Source organism: Tsukamurella pulmonis (assembly GCF_900103175.1).
Lineage (GTDB): Bacteria > Actinomycetota > Actinomycetes > Mycobacteriales > Mycobacteriaceae > Tsukamurella > Tsukamurella pulmonis.
This window is the reverse complement of the sequence record NZ_FNLF01000002.1, coordinates 267,746-285,909: the sequence shown is the minus strand read 5'-3', so window position 1 is coordinate 285,909 and position 18,164 is coordinate 267,746. Positions and strand designations below refer to the sequence as shown.

The following is an 18,164-nucleotide window of genomic DNA, read 5'->3' as shown; positions in this document are numbered from 1 at the left end:
CAAGCTGTCATAGCCACGGTCGCACTGGTCCCTGCCGCGATCACCCTCGCGGTTGTACTTCGGGGTCGTGATTCGGCACCACTGCGGGTCACAGGCGCGTGGGCCATGGCCACTAACACGCTGGTCTTCTTCGCGTTCTTCGCGCTCACCCCGCCGGCGGCAGCAACGTTCTACGGGCTTTCCATGCTGCTCGCCGCTAGCCGCGGGCTCGCAGCCTGCGAAGTGATGGCGGCATCGAACGTGATCCTCAACCGAAACGACCAAGTCGGTTGCCCTGTCTTTACCCCGATCGACCGCATCGAGGGATTCCACCCACGCGACTGCGCCTAACCGCAGATGCCTCTCCTCCAGCGCAGCCTCCGCCCAGGGGGACGCCGACCGCGAGAACCAGCCGGTACAGCGCAGTGCGGCCCGCTACTGCGTTTCGCGCCAGCGCTCTCTGGTAACCGCGTCGATGGCCGCCACCCGAAGCGGTGACGGCCATCGATCGAGGGCGGACTAGCAGCAGTTCGCCGCCGCAGGGGTGCAGCACGCGGCCGGCGTCGCTTCGGAGTCCTCGGCTGTCGTCGCCGGAGTGTGTCCGCCGTCGAAGGTCTCGGCGTCAGCGAGGACGGTGTAGACCTCCCAACGCTCGGCGTCGGGGGCGGTGACCCAGACCTTGTCCTGGGTGGCGAAGCAACAGGTGGCGCCGATCTCCTCCTCGGTGAACAGCTGCTCCTCGGTGAGGCGGGCGATCTCAGCGTGCACCTTGTCGCTGGAGTCCACCTCGACGCCGAGATGGTTGATGCTGCCGCCCTGGCCGGGGTTCTCCAGCAGGACCAGCTTGAGCGCCGGGTCGGCGACGGCGAAGTTGGCGTAACCGGGCTTGACCTTCGCCGGGCCCGTGCCGAACAGCTTGGTGTAGAACGCGATCGACTGATCGAGGTCATCGACATTGAGGGCGAGCTGGACGCGGGACATGAGAACCTCCGAGGCTTCGACATACATCTAACTGTTGCTCGTTCAGTTCTAGACCACGCTTTGACATATGTCAACGAGTAGGTAGATTGAAGCGTATGCCCAAGACGCTCCCCGTCGTCGACATCAGCGCCCCGATCTGCTGTGCTCCGCTGGCCGCCGGCGTGATGGACGAGGCCGCGGCACTCGAGCTCGCCCTGCGCCTCAAGGCCCTCGCCGACCCGGCCCGGATCCAGCTGATCTCGATCCTCATGGCCGCACGTCCAGGCGAAATCAGCACCGGCGACCTCGCCGACACGGTGGGCCTGTCGTCGGCGACCGTCAGTCACCACCTGAGCCAGCTCAAGAAGGCCGGCCTCGTCAGCTCCGAGCGGCGCGGGATCAACGTCTTCTACCGGGCCGAACCTGACTCCCTTGAAGCGCTCCGGGCCGTCCTGGCCACGTGCTGCTAGCGCGAACGCGCCTCTCGCGCGCAGGTAGTGGCTGCACGACACCGTCGCGAGGCTCCCCGGCACAGCACCAGCACGATCGCCTGCGGCAGGATCGACACGCGTGGACCACATCGAGCAGCAGCTAGAGCAACAGCTCCGCGAACGCGGCATCCCCCTCACTGCGGCTGAGTTCCTCCGCGCCGTCCTCGAAGCCCTCGACGACGGCGCTTCCGTGCCTTAGCGGGACAGCGGTCGGCACGAGGAACATGCGCTGTAATCCGCAGTACCAGTGACTGTTCGGTCCTTGACTGCTAAAATCAGCAGTATGCTTCCCACGGGTCCCCGGACGATCGACAGCTTCCGCCGGATCACCATCCCAGCGAAGGTGGCGAAGGCGTCCGGAGTGCGGCAGCCTTCGTGGGTCCGGATCGGTGTCGTCGCCGACCAGAGGATCGTCGAGATCATTCCCACTCGCGGCCCGCGCGGGACGAAGCCGTCCGTACGAGGTAACCCGGATCGTCCGCGGCGGCTGCGGACGTCGCGACAGATCGCGCTGCCGGCGGCGGTCCTCGACTCGGTCGGTCTGGACATTGGGAGCGTCGTGGCGTTCCTGGCCCTGGAGGACCGCATTCATCTGTTCGCCGCGTCGCGGGTCATCGCGCCGGAGCCCGCGCCCGTGGGAGAGGAAGACCAGTGACGGCGCGGCGACGTACCCGGTCAATCCACGCAGAGGCGGGTCAGCTCCCCCTGTTCGACGTCCCTGCCGTCGCGCCGGCGGATCTGGTCGACCCGGCCGTGGTCGCAGCTGCGGAGCTCGTCCTCGATCGCTCAGTGTCGGTGTTGCCACGGACCGAACTGTCGGGGCTTCGCGGGTATCCGGTGGTCCGATGGTCGCCGAGCATCGCCGAACGGATGTCGGCCGGGGCGGGACCGATGCTCGACGCGCAGGTCCTCGAGCTGTGGGAGATGTGCCCGGCGGAAGGCGCTGGCGCGCCGCCAGCGGCACCGTTGAGCATCGTCGGGTTCGTCGCCACCGGGCAGTGGAAGAGGGCCCTGTACGTCGCCAGCGAACTTCGCGGGTTCGGGGAAACCGTGGTGCTGACCGAGCGGCGCCCCACGGCGCTGAGCTTGACGGCGGCGGACCTCGCCGACGTGAGTGTCGTGCATACCTCTCACGCCGGCGAGGAACTGCTGGTGCGGGGATCGAAGGTCGCCGATCCGCCGCGGATCGTCGCGGTGCGGTACTGGAAGGAGCGGCTCTTCGCTCACGCCCTCGCGACAGGGGTGTCGATCACGCCGCAGCCGGCTCCGGCGTAGCGCCGATCCACGCGGACAGGGCTCGTTTACGTTTCCAGTCCCCGCCGGTGAGCTGCTCGATCTCGATGTTGCTCTCGTGGGCGGCCTCGCACATCGCCGTCCACGCCTGCGGGCCGTTGTGCGCGGCGATAGCGGTGGCCAATCCGCGACCGAGCATCGCGACCGCGGAGACCGAATGGGAGAACGCTGCTGCCTTCGGGATGTCGGCGGTGCGGATCCAGGTCAGGTCCCGCCCACCGCAGAGTGCGCAGTCGCAGCACCACGCGGCGTGGGACTCGTCCTTGAGGTAGTGCCGCTCGAACGCGGTCAGCGACGTGTACGCCAGCAGCTCCGGGAGGATGAACGACACCGACCCGCTGCTGCCGCCCCCGCCGATGTCGGGGTAGATGTGCCGGTACGTCGTCGACGAACCCAGCGCCGCGCCCGCGGCGCCGTACGCCAGCGCCCCCAATCCCGCCGTGTCACTGCGCAGTAGCAGCACCGGGACATCTGCCGTGAGGACGTGCACCAGCCCGGTCACGACGTTCGTCCGGTCGAACGGGTCGTCGGTGTCCTCGACCATCAACGCCACGGGGATGCCGTGCGCGTTGATCTCAGACCGGAGCGAATCGGCGGCGTGCGAGAGCCACCAGCTCGCGATCGGCAGCGCCGCGATCACCTGTCCACCGAAGCGGGCCGCCGTCTTCAAGGTGGTCCGCAGCCCGGCGGTGTCGCCCTTGGCCACATAGCCGGAATCGGTCAATGCCCACGTCAGGCCCGCGCTACGTTGCACGGTGATCCAGTCGCGGGTCGGCTCCGCCGTCGCCATCTTCCGCTGCCGGCCGCTGTAGAGGTTCGCGTCGAGCAGCAGGGCTGCGTCGGGGCACTTCTTGCGGGTCTGATCCGCCGCGGTGCTCGCCACCGCGGTGCGGTGGTTCCGGGACTGCCACGGCACGGTGTAGACCGCGCCGACACCTTCCGACGCGATCAGAGCGCGGGTCGGGTCGATCAAGGTCGTCGGGACCTGAACGAACAGGTCCGTCGGCATGCCCTCGAGCCGGTGCTGTCCGACCTGAATGGGCCGGGCCCCACCAGCCCTAGTAGTGCTGGTGGAATCGGTAGTGCGATCAAAGTCGCGACTGTCGTTGGTCAACGGTGCCTCCTCAAGGCGTTGTGGATGAGCCACCACGCCGAGGTCCGCATCGCTCGCCCACACCGACCGTTCCGGTGTTTGGCGAACCCGCGCACACCGTCTACCATCGGAGGCGTCATCCAAAGACATTCGCAACGGTCACGGTATTGAGGGCACGAACCCTCGGAGCGGTGATTCAGTTGTTCAGCAGAGCCCGGTTCGTCGGCAAACGAGCCGGGCTCCGGCTGTATCCATTCTAGAGCCTCACCACGACAGGTTCCGGGACGTGAATCGCGCTTCGTCGCTCCTGGCCCTACCGACGCGAGGACATGCGTGGAGGCTAGGGCATTCCGAACCCCGCCTTCGCCACCTGAGAGGCCAGGTTCAGGAATTTGGTGCACCGCTTTGCCCACCGGGAGACTCGCTAGCCGTTCCGTCCAGCTTTCGAATGGCGGCGATCACCCTCCGTCCGTGCGCGGTCAGGGTCATTGGGCGATTGCGCTCGGCACGGTCGAACAGAGCTCCGCCGGTCTCGCGTTCGAGCCGGAGAAACTGGTTCGTGAGGGTTGCCTGGCTGGTTCCTAACGCGTGCGCAGCTTCGGTCAGCGTGGGGAATCGCGATGCTGCTTTCGCTCGTTCCAGTCGGTCGCGCCCGCCCTGGGCCGCAACAGCAGTGCGCAAGATCGGCGGTACCGTTTTCGCGGCGGCCGCGGCGTCGAGGGCCGCGGTGTGACTGGGTCCGCCGCGGGGTCTCATCGGAATCTCGTGTCTGTTCGCCCACCGAGCCAGGTTCGCCGTGCTCATACCCAGTTCTCGGGCTAGGTCAGGGAGGGTCCGCCTGTTGGTGACATATTGCTGATAGAGCCAGTCACGGTCGACGATGATCGTCGCGCGTTCGGTTGCCGGAATGGTGGGGATCTCGTATTCGGTGAGAAGTCGGCGGATCACCTGACGACTGACTCCAATTCGGTTTGCAATCTGCCGCAGGGTGAGGCGCTCGTGATGGTAGAGCTGGGTCAGAGTTGCCGGGGGCAGCTGTGTTCGAGCGCTGACGTACGGCTGGCGGCCGGTATCGACTGGGAGGGGGTTGACGAGCAGGTCGAGGCGAACTGCCTCGCCAGTGGTGCCGAGGTCGCGGGCGGCGGCGCCGATGGGAAGGTCGCGTTCTCGGATAAGCTTTCGGAGGCGATCACGGTCGATCAGTCCTGGTCGCGGGCCTGGGAGGTCGAGGCCAGCGAGGAGCTCAATTGGCGGCTCCCAGACAACTGGTTCCTCATCGATCCCCGCGGCGTCCAAGAACACCCGTGCGTGGTTGATCAGCTCGTCCCGAAGGTCGGGTGTGAGCTGGCGCGGAAACGCGGCGACCTTAGCGAGCAGGTCTGCGGACCCGTCAACCGTGGGGACGCCTGTGAGTTCCTCGCGAAGAAGTGCCCGCGCAACAGCCGCCCGGGCGGAGCCGCCCGGTGATGGCGTTCCAGTGCGGTGGCAGATCTGCCTCCACTCATCGTCCGTAAGCAAGCCGGTGCAATCGAGTGCCCGGCGGCGCTGGTAGTCGATCGGTACGCCATGCTCAACAACGTAATCGGCAACGCGTGTCAGTCCTGCGCACACATCGCTCCAGTGCTGATCGGACTCCAAAATCTGCAGGAATCGCGATAGGGCGTGGCCAGCCAGGTTACCTCCGACCTGCTGCCCAGCGGCTGTCAGATTCAACCGAGTACCCACCAACTGTACGGCCGCAGACAATGCCAGGCGCATCATTGTGCGCCTGGCCGCCGGGACCGTGAAGGGCAAACTGATTCCGGCCCAAAATTGAGTCGGAGTGTGACGGGCTAGAAGCTCTGCGCGCCCACTGGTCACCAACGTGGGAAGCTCGGAGTGAGTGCGGTAGCGAAGTTGGTCGGACGGGTCGAGCGTCGGTGATAGCGCGGCGAGCTGGACACTGGTCAAGATTGGTGAGATCCGCGTCCCCCAGCCGATGTTCGTCGGTTGAACACTGAGGCCCGTCTCCCGTGCCGAGGTTACTAACCATCGCAGGTGCTCAGCTGCGGCGGCGATGTCCGAGCATTGCAGAACGTCGATCGCGGCACTGACGCCGATCGCAGCGGTGACGGCTCTGGCTGGAGCTTCGAGAGCCGGCTTCGTGCGGCTCTGTCGGACTTGTCCGGATCGCGCACCACTTTGCTCATCGACTGCCCGGTACTCAGCCGCCAGTTCGGGTCCCACTCGCGCTAAGAGCTCTTCGTCAGTGGCGTAGGACAGTACTCGGCCGCCGATGGCGCGAATGTCGGCGAGCACAGAAGGCGCGGGCTGTGGAAAGCGCGCGTAGACCCCGAACCGCACGACTCTGTCGTCGATGATTCGATCGATGAGGGCCTGTGCCCGAAGAGCGGGGTGCGCATCGGGAAGGTCGACGACCTTGGCAGCCATGAGATCGGCGCCGCACCGTCGGGCCTCCCGTCCAATGCCTCCTTCCTGCGCCGGCGATGCGCATCGGCCGGGGATCGGGGTGCAGTGGCCGGGGAGCGGGCGACGGCGTGGGATTCTATGGCAGCGAGGGCATTCGTCGGACAGCAAGCAACGATGCTCGGTGCAGGCGAACGTCCAGCCGAGTCGCCATTCGAGCTTCCATCGGCCGCCGTTGCTTCGGAGGCAGTGCGGGCAGAAGCGGGATCCGGTGCGGCGGGTCCATGCCACTTCGCGGCGCAATTTCCGCGACTCCGAGTCGATGCGCACCGCGGTCCCGTCGAACCGGGTGAGGGTCATCATCGAAAGTTCGGCGTCGGTGCCCGTGGCGGCACGCAGGTTGTCTGCTTCGGCCTCGCTGAGTGCGATGGTCCAGGGCGGGTACCCAAGACCTGCAGGCGCAGGTAGGTCGACTGCTTCGAGGAGGTCTCCCCACGCTGAGTCGGCGCGGAAGGCGATCGCTTCGAGCCAGGAATCGATCGCTTCGCCTGGCACCGGGGCCACCCTGAGGGGAAGCGAACGCGGCACTGTCATCCGGCCCTGCCGATGCGAGTTCTCAGGCAGCCGTTGTCGAATGCCTGGCGCAGTTCTTCGCGGGCCTTCTCAGATGCCTCGTCGATCTTGACCCGATCGAGCAGTTCCTCGTCGAGGCGCTCATACCCAGTCCGGACCGCGCGCTGACATCCCCGGTTGATCAGGGTCATCAGTGAGCCGATCTGGCCGGTACACCGGGCATAGAGGTAGTCAGAGAGATCGTCGGCGATCATGCCCGGATACTTTTCGGCCAGAACCACCCGCTGCTCGATCGCCTTGAGCGTCTGACGCCATGCTCGCCGCCCAGCATCATTGGTGACACCGAAAGGATCCATTGTCAGCCGCGTTGTACGCCGCCCGGTCTGCGCGAGAAGAGCGTCTCGGTCACTACTGCCCTCGGAGAACAGTCCCCGCGCCTCCAGACCGACGCCAGCGAAGATCACCGTCAGCGGAAACTCGTTGGCGATGTACTTGAAGTGGTTGCTGACCTCGACGCCGGAGGTGGATTGCAACCGCAGGAAGTGCAGATCGTCGACGATGAGGATCTTCGTCTCACACGCCAGCACACAGTCCAGGGCACGGTGGGCGAAATCGGCGGCGTTGCCGCGGCGGCCGCCTGGGTGGGCATAGAACGCGAGCATCGCCCGGTTGAACTCGCGCAGTCCAGTGTTTCCGGTCAGTCCCACTCGGCACACCGGCCACCGTTCATGACCTTCCTCGGTCATGGTGCCGTTCTCGGCCACTTCACGGCGGTGGAACGCGCGAGCGAAGCTCAACACTGCGGTGGTCTTTCCGAGCCCCGGGACCGCGTCAATCGCGACCGCGCCTTTCGGTTTGTCCCCGTCCTGGGCATTGGAATCAACTACATCCCACAGATTTTCGTGCACATCGACCAACTGCCGAGTCTTGAGCGGCCCCAGGTTCGCGTGCCACTCGCGGCGCTCACGGTCGTAGTCGGTGCGCTCCTTGTCGGTCAGGGCGTCGAGTTCCTCGCGGTTGAACGCCTCCGGTGGGACGCGAGCGGGGGTGTTGACGAACTTCTGCCACCCCTCCTTTCGCGCGAGGGTCAGATTGTCGAGCGTCGCGGCGGTTCCGGTCATACGTCCTCCAGCGCATCAGAGTAGAAGTCATCGATGTCTTCCTGGTCGAAACGATCGTCGTCACCTTCCTCGCCGGCGTAGTCGAGATCGCGATCAATCGCGGTGTCATCCACTGGCACATCAGATTCGTCCTGGTCGGACGCGAGCACGCGGGCGACCGACGGCAGTCGATCCACACGCGCTTCGCCCTGCGCTCGCTGCGACAGTTCGCCCTCGCGTGACATTCTCAATGCAATACGACGCTCCACTCGGGTCGAGCCCAAGCCGATGTTCCACCGCTCCAACAGGTCAGCTACCGCGAGGCGGTCGTTGGGAAATCGGTACTTCGATGCCGCTAGCTTCCTGGCGTACAGCAGTGCATCCTCGCTGAACGGCATAGCGATCGACGGTGCGTGCTCCCACACCAATGTGTGCCAGGTCCGGTCATCTGGGCGCCGGAAGTACACCTTGGTGATGTCATCGGGATCGCAGTGGATCGGCCATCGTCCCTTGGCCTCACCTGTGAACCGGCTCGCGAGGTTGCGGTAGCCGTTGAGCCCGTCTCCGTTGTAGCGGCGGCCGCCGATCTCGACGCCGTAGTGAAGAATTTTCCGCCATACCGGCTTGAGGAACTCGAATGCCAGGTCCGGATCGCGAGGCGCCTCAATGTATCCGGCGCGAGCAACACCGTGCTCGAACATCGCGGCGGGCGACATACGTAAGCCCGGAACTCGCGGGTCGAGCAGGCTCGAATGCTGGCGGTGGTGGTAGACCTGCGCGACCCACTCTCGGATGATGCTGTCGAGCTCGTCGATGTAGAAGAACGCTCCGCCCTCAGGATCCTCGCCGCGGGCGTGGACATCAGGTCCCTTGTACCCCGGCAAGGCCTGGAGGAGATCTTCACGAATAGTACGAAAGAACCGCTCAACTGGCCCTTTGTCGCGGCCGGTTCGGAGCCGAGCTGGCTGCACCGAAATCCCGAAGCGCTGGCACACGCTCATCACGTGGTTCGAGAGGTAGACCTTGCCATGGTCCACCACCAGCGTCTCAGGGACAATCGCTGGTCCAGCGGCCGCATCCGCTGGCCGCTCCGCAGTCACATCCACAAGTACCGACCGCGGTACTCCGTGAGCTGGCCACACCGCGTATTCCGGCCAGTCCGCGCCGGCCGGACGTGGGTTGAAGACCTCGTACATCACGGTCGCTACATCAACCGATTTCGTGGAAACCGGGGTCAGTCGCAACCCGGTGATGCAGCGGGTGTACCAGTCCATCGCGACGGTCAGTTCGACCTGCACCCATCGCAGCGTCAGAGGATCAAGCCCGAAGACATCGAGCCTGGTTGTGTCCATCAGCATGTACTCGCCAGGCCGAGTTGGACGGAGCTTGCCGTACACGCCTTCTGGCCGCTCAGCGATGTCGCGATTTCGCTTGGCAGACAGTCGAAATGTGGGATAGCGCTGTTCCAGATACTCGAGAACGCGGAAAGCATTTGTCCGAGACGGGATGGCGACGACCCCTTCTCCGAATCGCGCCAAGACCCGTGCCTCCGCGCGTGCCATCACCATCGTGCGGGAAGGTTTCGACTCGGTGGCGTGCTCAACCATGACTTCGACAGCTGTGTCTAACCACCGCCGATCGACAGACGGGAAGGGCTCCGCCTCTCTCGTACGTCGCGCGTCTACCAGGCCTGCGGGCCCTTCAGTGCGGAACTTGGACACCCACCGCTCCACAGATCGCAAGCCGACGCCCAGTTCGCGCGCCTTCGCTGCGTAGCGGTCAGTGAGCGGGCGGTCGCCGGAAAACTCCGGCCTGGGCTCCCCCTTGCTCGCAGTCTCCGCGCTGCCAGATCTGTACCCGGTAAGAATCTCGCGTACGTGCCCCGCGCGTTCCGTCACCTTCTGAAGCTCTGCCGCGGACAACTCACCGAAGATGACGCCTGCAGGCTCGGTTGCATCAGTGCTCGAAACGCCAGGGCCGGTCGGGAGGACCCGACCCCGGACCGAAGACAGCAACTCCGCGAGGCCAACTCGCATGTACTGCCCTGCAGCGCTTTTCCCCAGCACATCGACGACGCCCTTAGCCGTGGCGAGCTCCACGATCTCGAACGCCTCGCCGTCGTACATGTACCGTCCGCCAACCTCAACCCGCTCAACGCCACTCACAAGACCCTCGAAATCTGAGTGCGACTAGTGATTGCGGCGTCAATGTCGACGTGCAGCCGACGCCGCCATATCAAGTGCAGCACCGCCGCTCGCACGCTCGCGTCAGGACGATCTGGCATCCGATCGATGAGAGCACCAATCGTCAATCCCACCTGAGCGACCGCCTGAACCGCCTCGCAATGGTCAGGCACGATTGCACTCTCGCGCCGATAGCCAGCGAGGAATCTGACATTCGCGGCCCTCCGCGGCGGCGGCTCGGTGGCGACCTCGTATCGCCACCCCTTGGCCTCGACGACATCCCGAGTCAAGTTCAAAACCCTTGCAACATCATCATTATCAAGCCGTCGAGCAGGCTTTACGTCAACGACGACCGGGCCGGAATCAGTATCGAGTAGGAAGTCCGGAACGTGCCTCCGCAGGACACCATCGACCTCAGTCGCGAGAAGGAAAGGCTGGGCCACGATGCCCCGAACCCGATCGTCGAAGTCTGCGAGCATCAGGTTAGCGAGCTCCAGGCGGGACTCATAGATCACCAGATCGCGGGTAGTGCTCGACCAGTACCACCCCGAGTAGTGTTTCTGCCCTCGATACCAGCGAAATGTGCGCCACGGCGCTGCCTCGCGAAGGTCCTCCATTGCGGCCGACTTCCACTCCACGGTCCGCTCACAGAGGTCCTCACCGCGGCGGAACGATACTTCCACCGCGGTCCCCGCGGAGCTGCCGGGCGACATGGTCTTGACGGTGCCACTTCCGCCCTCAGATGCGGGGACGTGCCCCGGCGTGTCCCAAACAGTTGGCGGATCCGCCAACTGTCCGCCACGTAGCTTGGGATTCCGCCACGGAATCTGGGACCCTACACCGGGGATCAGCCCTTGGCCATGTCCACAAAGCGCGAGTAGTGCAGCTGGTGGGCGACGGTGACGGTCGCGGTGGGGCCGGCACGGTGCTTGCCGAGGATGAAGTCGGCCTCGCCCGCGCGGGGATCGTCACGCTCGTAGGCGTCGGGACGGTGCACCAGGACGACCATGTCGGCGTCCTGCTCGAGCGAGCCGGACTCGCGGAGGTCGGCGACCTGGGGCTTCTTGTCGGTCCGCTGCTCGGGACCACGGTTGAGCTGTGCGACGGCGATGAGCGGGACCTCGAGCTCCTTGGCGAGCAGCTTGAGCTGCCGGGAGAACTCCGAGACCTCCTGCTGACGCGATTCGACCTTCTTGCCGGAGGTCATCAGCTGCAGGTAGTCGATGACGATGAGCTTGAGATCGTGCCGCTGCTTGAGCCGGCGGGCCTTGGCCCGGATCTCCATCATCGTGAGGTTCGGTGAATCGTCGACGAACAGCGGCGCCTCGGAGATCTCCGACATGCGGCGGGCGAGGCGGGTCCAGTCGTCGTCGGACATCTTGCCCGAGCGCATGTCGGCCAGCTTGATCCGCGCCTCCGCGGAGAGCAGGCGCATGACCACCTCGGTCTTGCTCATCTCGAGGCTGAACAGGACTCCCGGCATGTGGTTCTCGATGGCGCAGGAGCGCAGCACGTCGAGCGCCATCGTCGACTTACCCGCACCGGGGCGCCCGGCGACGATGATCATCTGGCCGGAGTGCAGGCCGTTGGTGAGGGCGTCGAAGTCGGTGAAGCCCGTGGGCACGCCCATGCTGACGCCGCCCTGCGAGGCGATCGCGTCGATCTCGTCCATCGTGGGCTGCAGCAGCTCCTCGAGGACCACGTAGTCCTCCGAGGCCTTGCGCTCGGTCACGTCGTACACGGCGGCCTGCGCCCGATCGACGACCTCGGCGACATCGGCACCGTCGGACCCCGAGTAGCCGTACTGGACGATCCTGGTGCCGGCCTCCACGAGCCGGCGCAGGATGGCCTTCTCCGCCACGATCTCGGCGTAGTAGCCGGCATTGGCCGCGGTGGGGACGGTGGAGATCAGGGTGTGCAGGTAGGGCGCGCCGCCGACCCGCTTGAGCTCGCCCTTACGGTCGAGGGTGGCGGAGACGGTGACGGCGTCCGCGGGCTCACCCGCGCCGTACAGATCGAGGATCGCGTCGTACACCGACTGGTGAGCGGGCCGGTAGAAGTCGCCGGGCCGGACCACCTCGAGCACGTCCGCGATGGCGTCCTTCGACAGCATCATCGCGCCGAGCACCGACTGCTCCGCCGCGATGTCCTGCGGGGGCTGGCGACCGAAGTCCTCGGGCGGCGGACCGTCGGGCGAGGATTCCGCGCGCTTGACCGGCCCCGGAGTGAACTCCTGCTCGTCCGTGACCGACACCGTGCACCCACCTCTCTCATGCCCGCAGCCGCCCGGCGGGCGGCGAGGACTCGCCTGTTCACTCGGTCTACCGCACGGCACCGACAGGTTTCCGGGGAAACCCACGCGGGCGCGCGATCGACGCACGTGAACGCTAGGCCCTCGTCTCGTCACCGCAAAGCGGGCCTGTGGAGGGATCTGTGCATCCAGTGTGGAGGACGCGTGGTCAGGGTGGGGACGCCGGTGTGGACCGATGGGGAAAACCTGTGGAAACACCGTGAGGCTTCCGACATCGATGCAGCTCATGGGGTATGGAGAGAGTACCCACCGCTGTGGATTGAAGTTCCTCAGCGTGTCGCGACGACTCGACATTCGGGCGTGTCGCGAGTGAATCCGTCACCCTCGCGCCGGGAAAACCACCCTCAGTTGTTACCGGCCGGTCACTTCCTGGGGCCGCTACCAGCGCGAACGCGTCACCCACCCCCGGTGCGTCTTCTTCCGGCGCGGCTCGCCGCGTATTCTGAACGCTGCATCAGCCACTGCGGAAGGACCCACCCGATGAACACCTCCACGATCTCGGCGCGCGCAACCGGCGTCGCGGTCGCGCTCGCGGCCACCGCCACGTGCGCCATCGGACCCGCAGTGGCCGCCCCGGCCCCCGCCCCCAAGCCGAAGCCCGCCTCGGTCACCGCCACCTGCACGAGCGCGAACCCCATGTTCGTCGTCGGCGGCCAGATGCTGAACTGGAAGGTGACGGCCACCGCGGGCGCCAACGGCCAGATCCTCGTCTCCGCCAAGGGCGACGCGGGCGCGCGCGACCTGGTGCTGAGCCAGTTCGCCTCCACCGCCACCCTGTCGTGGAACAACACGACCACCGGCAAGTTCGGCAGCGGTCGCCTCAGCGGCACGGGCCAGCTGCCCGTGCTCAACAAGACCCCGTTCACCACCGGCAAGGGCGCGGTGACCTTCAACGTGGTCATCAAGGCCGGCGCCGGCACCGAGTGGATCGGCACGCAGGCCAGCACGCCGTGCGTCGGCACGATCGTGGTCTGACCGACCCCGTCGACACGAAGAACCCCCACCGCCCGGAGGCGATGGGGGTTCTTCCGTTCGTACGCCCTACTGGGCGGCGACGGTGAGCGCGAACTTCGCGCGCACGTCGGGGTGCAGCACCACGACCACCGGGAACGAACCCGTGGACTTGATGTGCCCCTGCGGCAGCTCGATGCTGCGCTTGTCGACGGCGGGGCCACCCGCGGTCTTGAGCGCGGCGGCGACGTCGGCCGCGGTGACCGAGCCGAACAGCTTGCCCGAATCGGCGGTCTTCACGGTCAGCGAGACGGACTCGAGGCCCTCGATGGCCTGCTTGAGCTCGTTGGCGTGATCGAGGCCGCGCACACGCTTGGCCTCCTGGCTACGACGGATGCCCTCGACCTGCTTCTCGGCGCCACGGGTGGCGACGATGGCCAGGCCGCGGGGCAGCAGGTAGTTGCGGCCGTAGCCGTCCTTGACCTCGACGGTGTCGCCGGGCGCGCCCAGGTTGTCGACGTCGGCGGTGAGGATGAGCTTCATTTCTTCACCCCTCCTTAGCGGGTCGTCGACGTGAACGGCAGCAGGGCCACCTCACGCGCGTTCTTGACGGCGATCGCGATGTCGCGCTGGTGCTGGACGCAGTTGCCCGTCACACGACGGCTGCGGATCTTGCCCCGCTCCGACAGGAACCGACGCAGCAGCGTGGTGTCCTTGTAGTCGATCGTGGTGTTCTTCTCCTTGCAGAACGTGCACGCCTTGGCCTTGACGGCCTTCTCGACGCGCACCTTCCGGCCATTGCCCTTACCGGCCATGGTGTTGGTACTCCTTGAGGTCTACTTCGGCGCCCGGCGAACCGGGGCGCCTTCACAGTGTTCGATCCCGGGGATCAGAACGGCGGATCGTCGTTGCCGCCGCCGAAGCTGCTCCCGGCCGCGGGGGCGCTGCCCCACGGGTCGTCTGCGGGCTGGTTCTGGCGCGGAGCCTGCTGGGCCGGCTGCTGGCTGTAACCGCCACCGCCGCCCTGGCCGCCGCCACCGAAACCGCCGCCGCCACCGCCGCGCGGGGTGCGCGTCGGCTTCGCCGTCGCATACTTCAGGGAGGGGCCGATCTCGTCGACCTCGAGTTCCACCACGGTGCGCCGCTGGCCCTCGCGATCGTCGTACGACCGCTGCTTGAGCCGGCCGGAGACGATGACGCGCGTGCCCTTCGTGAGCGATTCGGCGACGTTCTCCGCCGCCTCACGCCAGATGTTGCAGCGCAGGAACAGCGCCTCGCCGTCCTTCCACTCGTTGGTGTTCCGGTCGAAGGTCCGGGGCGTGGAGGCGACGGTGAAGTTGGCCACCGCCGCACCCGACGGGGTGAAGCGCAGCTCCGGATCCGCCGTCAGATTGCCGATGACCGTGATGATCGTGTCGCCTGCCATGGTGTCTCTCCCTGTAGATAGTGCGCGACTAGTTCTGCCGCAGCACCTTAGTGCGAAGCACCGACTCGTTCAGCTTCAGCTGACGATCGAGCTCGTTCACGGTGGCGGGCTCGGCGGTCAGATCGATCACCGCGTAGATGCCCTCGGCGTTCTTGGAGATCTCGTAGGCAAGACGACGCTTGCCCCAGATGTCGACGTTCCCGACCGATCCGCCGTCCTTGCGGACCACGTTCAGGAAGGTCTCCAGCGAGGGTGCGACGGTGCGCTCATCCAGGCTCGGATCCAGGATCACCATCAGTTCGTAATTACGCATGGGCTTTTCGCCTCCTCCTATGGACTATGCGGCCGTGGACTCTCCACGGCAGGAGTGTTGCCGACAAGGCAACCGGACAAGGGTAGCGCAACCCGCCGCCACCAGCGAAATCAGCGCACTGACGAGCACTCCCGGAAAATCATCGCAAAACCCAGCCGGGATAGAGAACATTCCCTAACATGTGCCAGGAAGGAGGTGAACTATGACATCGCGATCGACGCAGGAAGCACCCGCCGCCCGCCCCGGGACGCTCGACTCCCTCCGCCGCAACCTCGACGACAACGCCCTCGGCCCCGTCCGCACCCTCGGGCGCACCGTCGAGCTCGTGCTGCACTCGCTGGTCGCGATGGCCACCGACCTGCTGCGCGGCCGCATCCAGTTCCGCGAGATCGTCGTGCAGGCGTGGTTCCTGGTCAGCGTCACCGCCGTCCCCGCCTTCCTCATGGCCATCCCGTTCGGCGTGATCGTCACGATCCAGATCGGCAGCATCGTCAACCAGATCGGCGCCGGCTCGCTCATGGGCGCCGCGAGCGGCCTGACCGTCATCCAACAGGCCGCCCCCATGGCCGCCGGCCTGCTCCTCGGCGGTGCCGGCGCCTCCGCCATCGCCGCGGACCTCGGCTCGCGCACCATCCGCGAGGAGGTCGACGCCATGCGGGTCATGGGCATCGATCCCGTCCGCCGCCTCGTCGTCCCGCGCATCCTCGCGGCCGCGTTCGTCGCGCCCATGCTGTGCATCTTCATCACCGTCGTCGGCATCGGCGCCGCCTACTACCTGGCCGTCGCCGGGCAGAGCGTCACGCCCGGCAGTTACTGGCTCAGCTTCGGTGCCTACGCCACCACCCGCGACTTCGGCTTCTCCCTGGTCAAGGCCGCGATCTTCGGCATCATGATCGCCGTCCTCGGCTGCCAGCACGGCCTCGAGGCCAAGGGCGGCGCCCGCGGCGTCGCCGACGCGGTGAACACCACGGTGGTGGTCTCCACCGTCGGGATCATCGTGCTCAACTTCGCGCTCACCCAGATCTACACGACCTATTTCCCCATGAGAGTCGGCTGACCCGTGACCATCGCCCCGTACCGCCCGAGAGGATTCCGCGTCCTCGGCCGCCTCGCGGACTCGGCGCGCGGCGCGCTGGCCCGGCTCGGCCAGATGGTCTCCTTCGTGGTCTCCTCCGTCGCGCTCATCCCGCACGCCCTGCGCAACTACCCCAAGCAGACGGTCCGCACCATCACCGACCTCACCTGGGGCCGGGGCGCCGTGATCGTCGGCGGCGGCACCTCGCTGATGATGGTGGTCCTCGGCCTCGCGGTCGGCGGCACCGTCGCCGTGCAGGCCTTCGCGTCGCTCGACCTGCTGGGCATGGGCCCCCTCACCGGAGTGATCGCCGCGCTGGCCAACACCCGCGAGTTCGCGCCGATCCTCGCGGCCGCCGGGTTCGCGGTGCAGGCTGGCTGCCGGATGACGGCCGAGATCGGCGCCATGCGCATCACCGAGGAGATCGACGCGCTCGAAGCGCTCGGGCTGCGCTCGATCTCCTTCGTGGTGAGCACCCGCATGATCGCCGGCGTCGTCGCGATCGTCCCGATCTTCCTCATCGCGATCATCGTCAGCTTCTTCGCCTCGAGCACCATCGTCACGCTCGCCCAGGGCGACGCCGCGGGCACCTACGAGCACTACTTCGAGCAGTTCCTCTCCCCCGGCGACCTCATCGCGTCCATCGCCAAGGTGGTCGTCTTCATCTGCGCGGTCATCCTCATCCACTGCTACCAGGGCTTCTTCGCCGCAGGAGGGCCCGAGGGCGTGGGTGTGGCGTCGGGCCGCGCCGTCCGGGCCTCGATGGTCGCCATCGTGGTGCTCGACATGCTGATGACGATCGGCATCTGGGGCGCCAGCAGCGAACTGGTCTTCCGGGGGTAGACGATGACGACGAGGTGGCCCTCCCCCGTGACGGGCATGATGACGCCCGGCCCCGTCCTGCTCCGGCGCGGCGTCGCGGCGATCCTCGCGGTCGCCCTCGTGATCCTCGCGTTCTGGGCGGGGCGCGCGCTCCTCACCACGCCCCCGAAGGCGCTCACGCTCGTGGTGCGCGACGTCGCCCCCGGCGTCGGCCCGGGCACCGCGGTGGAGATGGACGGCCTGCGCATCGGCGAGGTCACCGACATCGTCGACCGGGGTGCGGGACGGCTGGGCGTGGCGATGCGCTTCAACGGCGCGGCCGACGACCTCGTCACCGACGCGGTGAAGGTCTCCTACGCGCCCGGCAACACCTTCGGCATCACCGTCGTCGCGCTGACCCCGGGCCGCGGCGGGCGCCCCCTCGTCTCCGGCGCCTCGTGGGAGCCGATGTCCACACCGGACGACAGCACGATGGCCACGCTCCTGCGCTCGCTGAGCACCATGGAGCGCGAGAGCTTCCGCCCGCACATGGCGCAGCTGATCGCGCAGATGGACACCACCACGCGGCAGTTCCTGCCCTTCCTCGGCGCCATCGGCGCGATCGCCGAGGCCAACGCCGACACCCAGCGGATCGCCACGTCGCAGACGTTGCCCACGATCGCGTCGACCCTCCAGGCGCTCGACGCATCGACGCGGCAGTTGCTGCCCGGGTTGCGCCAGCTGTGGTCGTGGAGCGGTCCCGACACCCCCGGCTACCCGGAACGGCAGAAGGCCACGATCAACACGTTCTCGTACGAGTTCTCGCCCGCACTCGCCGCGCTGCTGAGCCCGGAGAACGTCAGCGCGCTCACCGAGGTCCTGGTGCCGGTGCGCGAGCTCGCCACGCGGGCCACCGCGAGCTTCCCCGACGCGACGCGCAACGGTCGCCAGATCGAGGAGCTGATCGAAAGGATCCGGCGGTCCATGCCGGACAACGGATCCGGCCCGGTCCTCAACCTCGCCGTCACCTTCCAGCAGTTCCCCGGGCTCGCCGAGGTGCTCCCTCCCCTGCCCGAGTTCTCCGTGACGCCGCCCGGCCGGCCCGCGCCGCCGAAGCCGGGAGCCCCGAAGCCCGGCACCACGCCGAGCGCCACGCCGACACCCACGACATCCGCTCCGACCACGCCGACCACGACGAGGGGCCGCTGA

Annotated in this window: 19 protein-coding genes; 8 read left to right on the top strand and 11 right to left on the bottom strand. The window is 66.9% G+C overall.

Going from position 1 to position 18,164, the window contains the following annotated elements; genetic code table 11:
- The first annotated feature begins 105 nt into the window (after positions 1–105).
- Positions 106–330: a hypothetical protein gene (locus BLQ62_RS01685; RefSeq protein ID WP_068563593.1), complete on the top strand. Its 225-nt coding sequence runs from the start codon at positions 106–108 to the stop codon at positions 328–330.
- Positions 331–498: 168 nt separating this feature from the next.
- On the opposite strand, the gene BLQ62_RS01680 is transcribed toward BLQ62_RS01685, so the two are convergent.
- Positions 499–960, bottom strand: coding sequence for an ArsI/CadI family heavy metal resistance metalloenzyme (locus tag BLQ62_RS01680; RefSeq protein WP_068526166.1), 462 nt, complete (start codon positions 958–960; stop codon positions 499–501).
- Positions 961–1,055: 95 nt separating this feature from the next.
- Between BLQ62_RS01680 and BLQ62_RS01675 the strand changes: the two genes are divergently transcribed.
- The 3 genes from BLQ62_RS01675 (at position 1,056) to BLQ62_RS01665 (ending at position 2,705) form a co-directional block, all read left to right on the top strand.
- On the top strand, positions 1,056–1,409 hold the full coding sequence (locus BLQ62_RS01675; protein ID WP_068526167.1) for an Rv2640c family ArsR-like transcriptional regulator: 354 nt from the start codon (positions 1,056–1,058) through the stop codon (positions 1,407–1,409).
- Positions 1,410–1,713: 304 nt separating this feature from the next.
- Complete coding sequence (locus tag BLQ62_RS01670) at positions 1,714–2,085, top strand: hypothetical protein (RefSeq protein WP_068526168.1); 372 nt, start codon at positions 1,714–1,716, stop codon at positions 2,083–2,085.
- Positions 2,082–2,705: a hypothetical protein gene (locus BLQ62_RS01665; RefSeq protein WP_068563591.1), complete on the top strand. Its 624-nt coding sequence runs from the start codon at positions 2,082–2,084 to the stop codon at positions 2,703–2,705. Before BLQ62_RS01670 ends, BLQ62_RS01665 begins: the two co-directional genes overlap by 4 nt.
- On the opposite strand, the gene BLQ62_RS01660 is transcribed toward BLQ62_RS01665, so the two are convergent.
- From BLQ62_RS01660 to dnaB, 6 genes are all read right to left on the bottom strand, one after another.
- Positions 2,680–3,732 (bottom strand): hypothetical protein, encoded by a 1,053-nt coding sequence (locus BLQ62_RS01660; protein WP_068563588.1) that lies wholly within the window; start codon positions 3,730–3,732, stop codon positions 2,680–2,682. The two genes, BLQ62_RS01665 and BLQ62_RS01660, sit on opposite strands and share 26 nt — an antisense overlap.
- A 468-nt stretch (positions 3,733–4,200) precedes the next feature.
- Positions 4,201–6,816 (bottom strand): TniQ family protein, encoded by a 2,616-nt coding sequence (locus tag BLQ62_RS01655; RefSeq protein ID WP_082756132.1) that lies wholly within the window; start codon positions 6,814–6,816, stop codon positions 4,201–4,203.
- The gene (locus tag BLQ62_RS01650) at positions 6,813–7,916 is read right to left on the bottom strand and encodes an AAA family ATPase (RefSeq protein ID WP_068563584.1); all 1,104 of its coding nucleotides are present in this window, start codon (positions 7,914–7,916) and stop codon (positions 6,813–6,815) included. The genes BLQ62_RS01655 and BLQ62_RS01650 overlap by 4 nt, the downstream gene beginning before the upstream one ends.
- The gene (locus BLQ62_RS01645; protein WP_068563599.1) at positions 7,913–10,021 is read right to left on the bottom strand and encodes a helix-turn-helix domain-containing protein; all 2,109 of its coding nucleotides are present in this window, start codon (positions 10,019–10,021) and stop codon (positions 7,913–7,915) included. Before BLQ62_RS01645 ends, BLQ62_RS01650 begins: the two co-directional genes overlap by 4 nt.
- A gap of 35 nt (positions 10,022–10,056) precedes the next feature.
- Positions 10,057–10,791, bottom strand: coding sequence for a TnsA-like heteromeric transposase endonuclease subunit (locus BLQ62_RS01640; protein ID WP_225536084.1), 735 nt, complete (start codon positions 10,789–10,791; stop codon positions 10,057–10,059).
- Between the two features lie 134 nt (positions 10,792–10,925).
- Positions 10,926–12,332 (bottom strand): replicative DNA helicase, encoded by a 1,407-nt coding sequence (gene dnaB / locus BLQ62_RS01635; RefSeq protein WP_068537264.1) that lies wholly within the window; start codon positions 12,330–12,332, stop codon positions 10,926–10,928.
- A gap of 537 nt (positions 12,333–12,869) precedes the next feature.
- Here dnaB and BLQ62_RS01630 point away from each other — a divergent pair.
- Positions 12,870–13,364 carry a hypothetical protein gene (locus BLQ62_RS01630; protein ID WP_068537265.1) on the top strand — a complete coding sequence of 165 codons (495 nt, stop codon included), beginning with the start codon at positions 12,870–12,872 and terminating at the stop codon, positions 13,362–13,364.
- A 66-nt stretch (positions 13,365–13,430) separates the two neighbouring features.
- On the opposite strand, the gene rplI is transcribed toward BLQ62_RS01630, so the two are convergent.
- The 4 genes from rplI to rpsF form a co-directional block, all read right to left on the bottom strand.
- Complete coding sequence (rplI, locus tag BLQ62_RS01625; protein ID WP_068537267.1) at positions 13,431–13,883, bottom strand: 50S ribosomal protein L9; 453 nt, start codon at positions 13,881–13,883, stop codon at positions 13,431–13,433.
- Positions 13,884–13,897: 14 nt separating this feature from the next.
- On the bottom strand, positions 13,898–14,155 hold the full coding sequence (gene rpsR / locus BLQ62_RS01620) for a 30S ribosomal protein S18 (protein ID WP_068537269.1): 258 nt from the start codon (positions 14,153–14,155) through the stop codon (positions 13,898–13,900).
- Between the two features lie 74 nt (positions 14,156–14,229).
- Positions 14,230–14,766 (bottom strand): single-stranded DNA-binding protein, encoded by a 537-nt coding sequence (locus BLQ62_RS01615; protein ID WP_068537271.1) that lies wholly within the window; start codon positions 14,764–14,766, stop codon positions 14,230–14,232.
- Between the two features lie 28 nt (positions 14,767–14,794).
- Positions 14,795–15,079, bottom strand: a complete 285-nt coding sequence (gene rpsF / locus BLQ62_RS01610; protein ID WP_068526178.1) for a 30S ribosomal protein S6 — start codon at positions 15,077–15,079, stop codon at positions 14,795–14,797.
- Positions 15,080–15,281: 202 nt separating this feature from the next.
- On the opposite strand from rpsF, the gene BLQ62_RS01605 reads away from it, so the two are divergent.
- Genes BLQ62_RS01605 through BLQ62_RS01595 form a run of 3 tightly spaced genes read left to right on the top strand, consistent with a single transcriptional unit; the run spans position 15,282 to position 18,164 of the window.
- Positions 15,282–16,136, top strand: a complete 855-nt coding sequence (locus BLQ62_RS01605; RefSeq protein WP_068563582.1) for an MlaE family ABC transporter permease — start codon at positions 15,282–15,284, stop codon at positions 16,134–16,136.
- A gap of 3 nt (positions 16,137–16,139) precedes the next feature.
- A complete protein-coding gene (locus BLQ62_RS01600) occupies positions 16,140–16,997 on the top strand; it encodes an ABC transporter permease (protein WP_068537274.1) in 858 nt (285 codons plus the stop codon).
- Between the two features lie 3 nt (positions 16,998–17,000).
- Positions 17,001–18,164, top strand: a complete 1,164-nt coding sequence (locus BLQ62_RS01595) for an MlaD family protein (protein ID WP_115391410.1) — start codon at positions 17,001–17,003, stop codon at positions 18,162–18,164.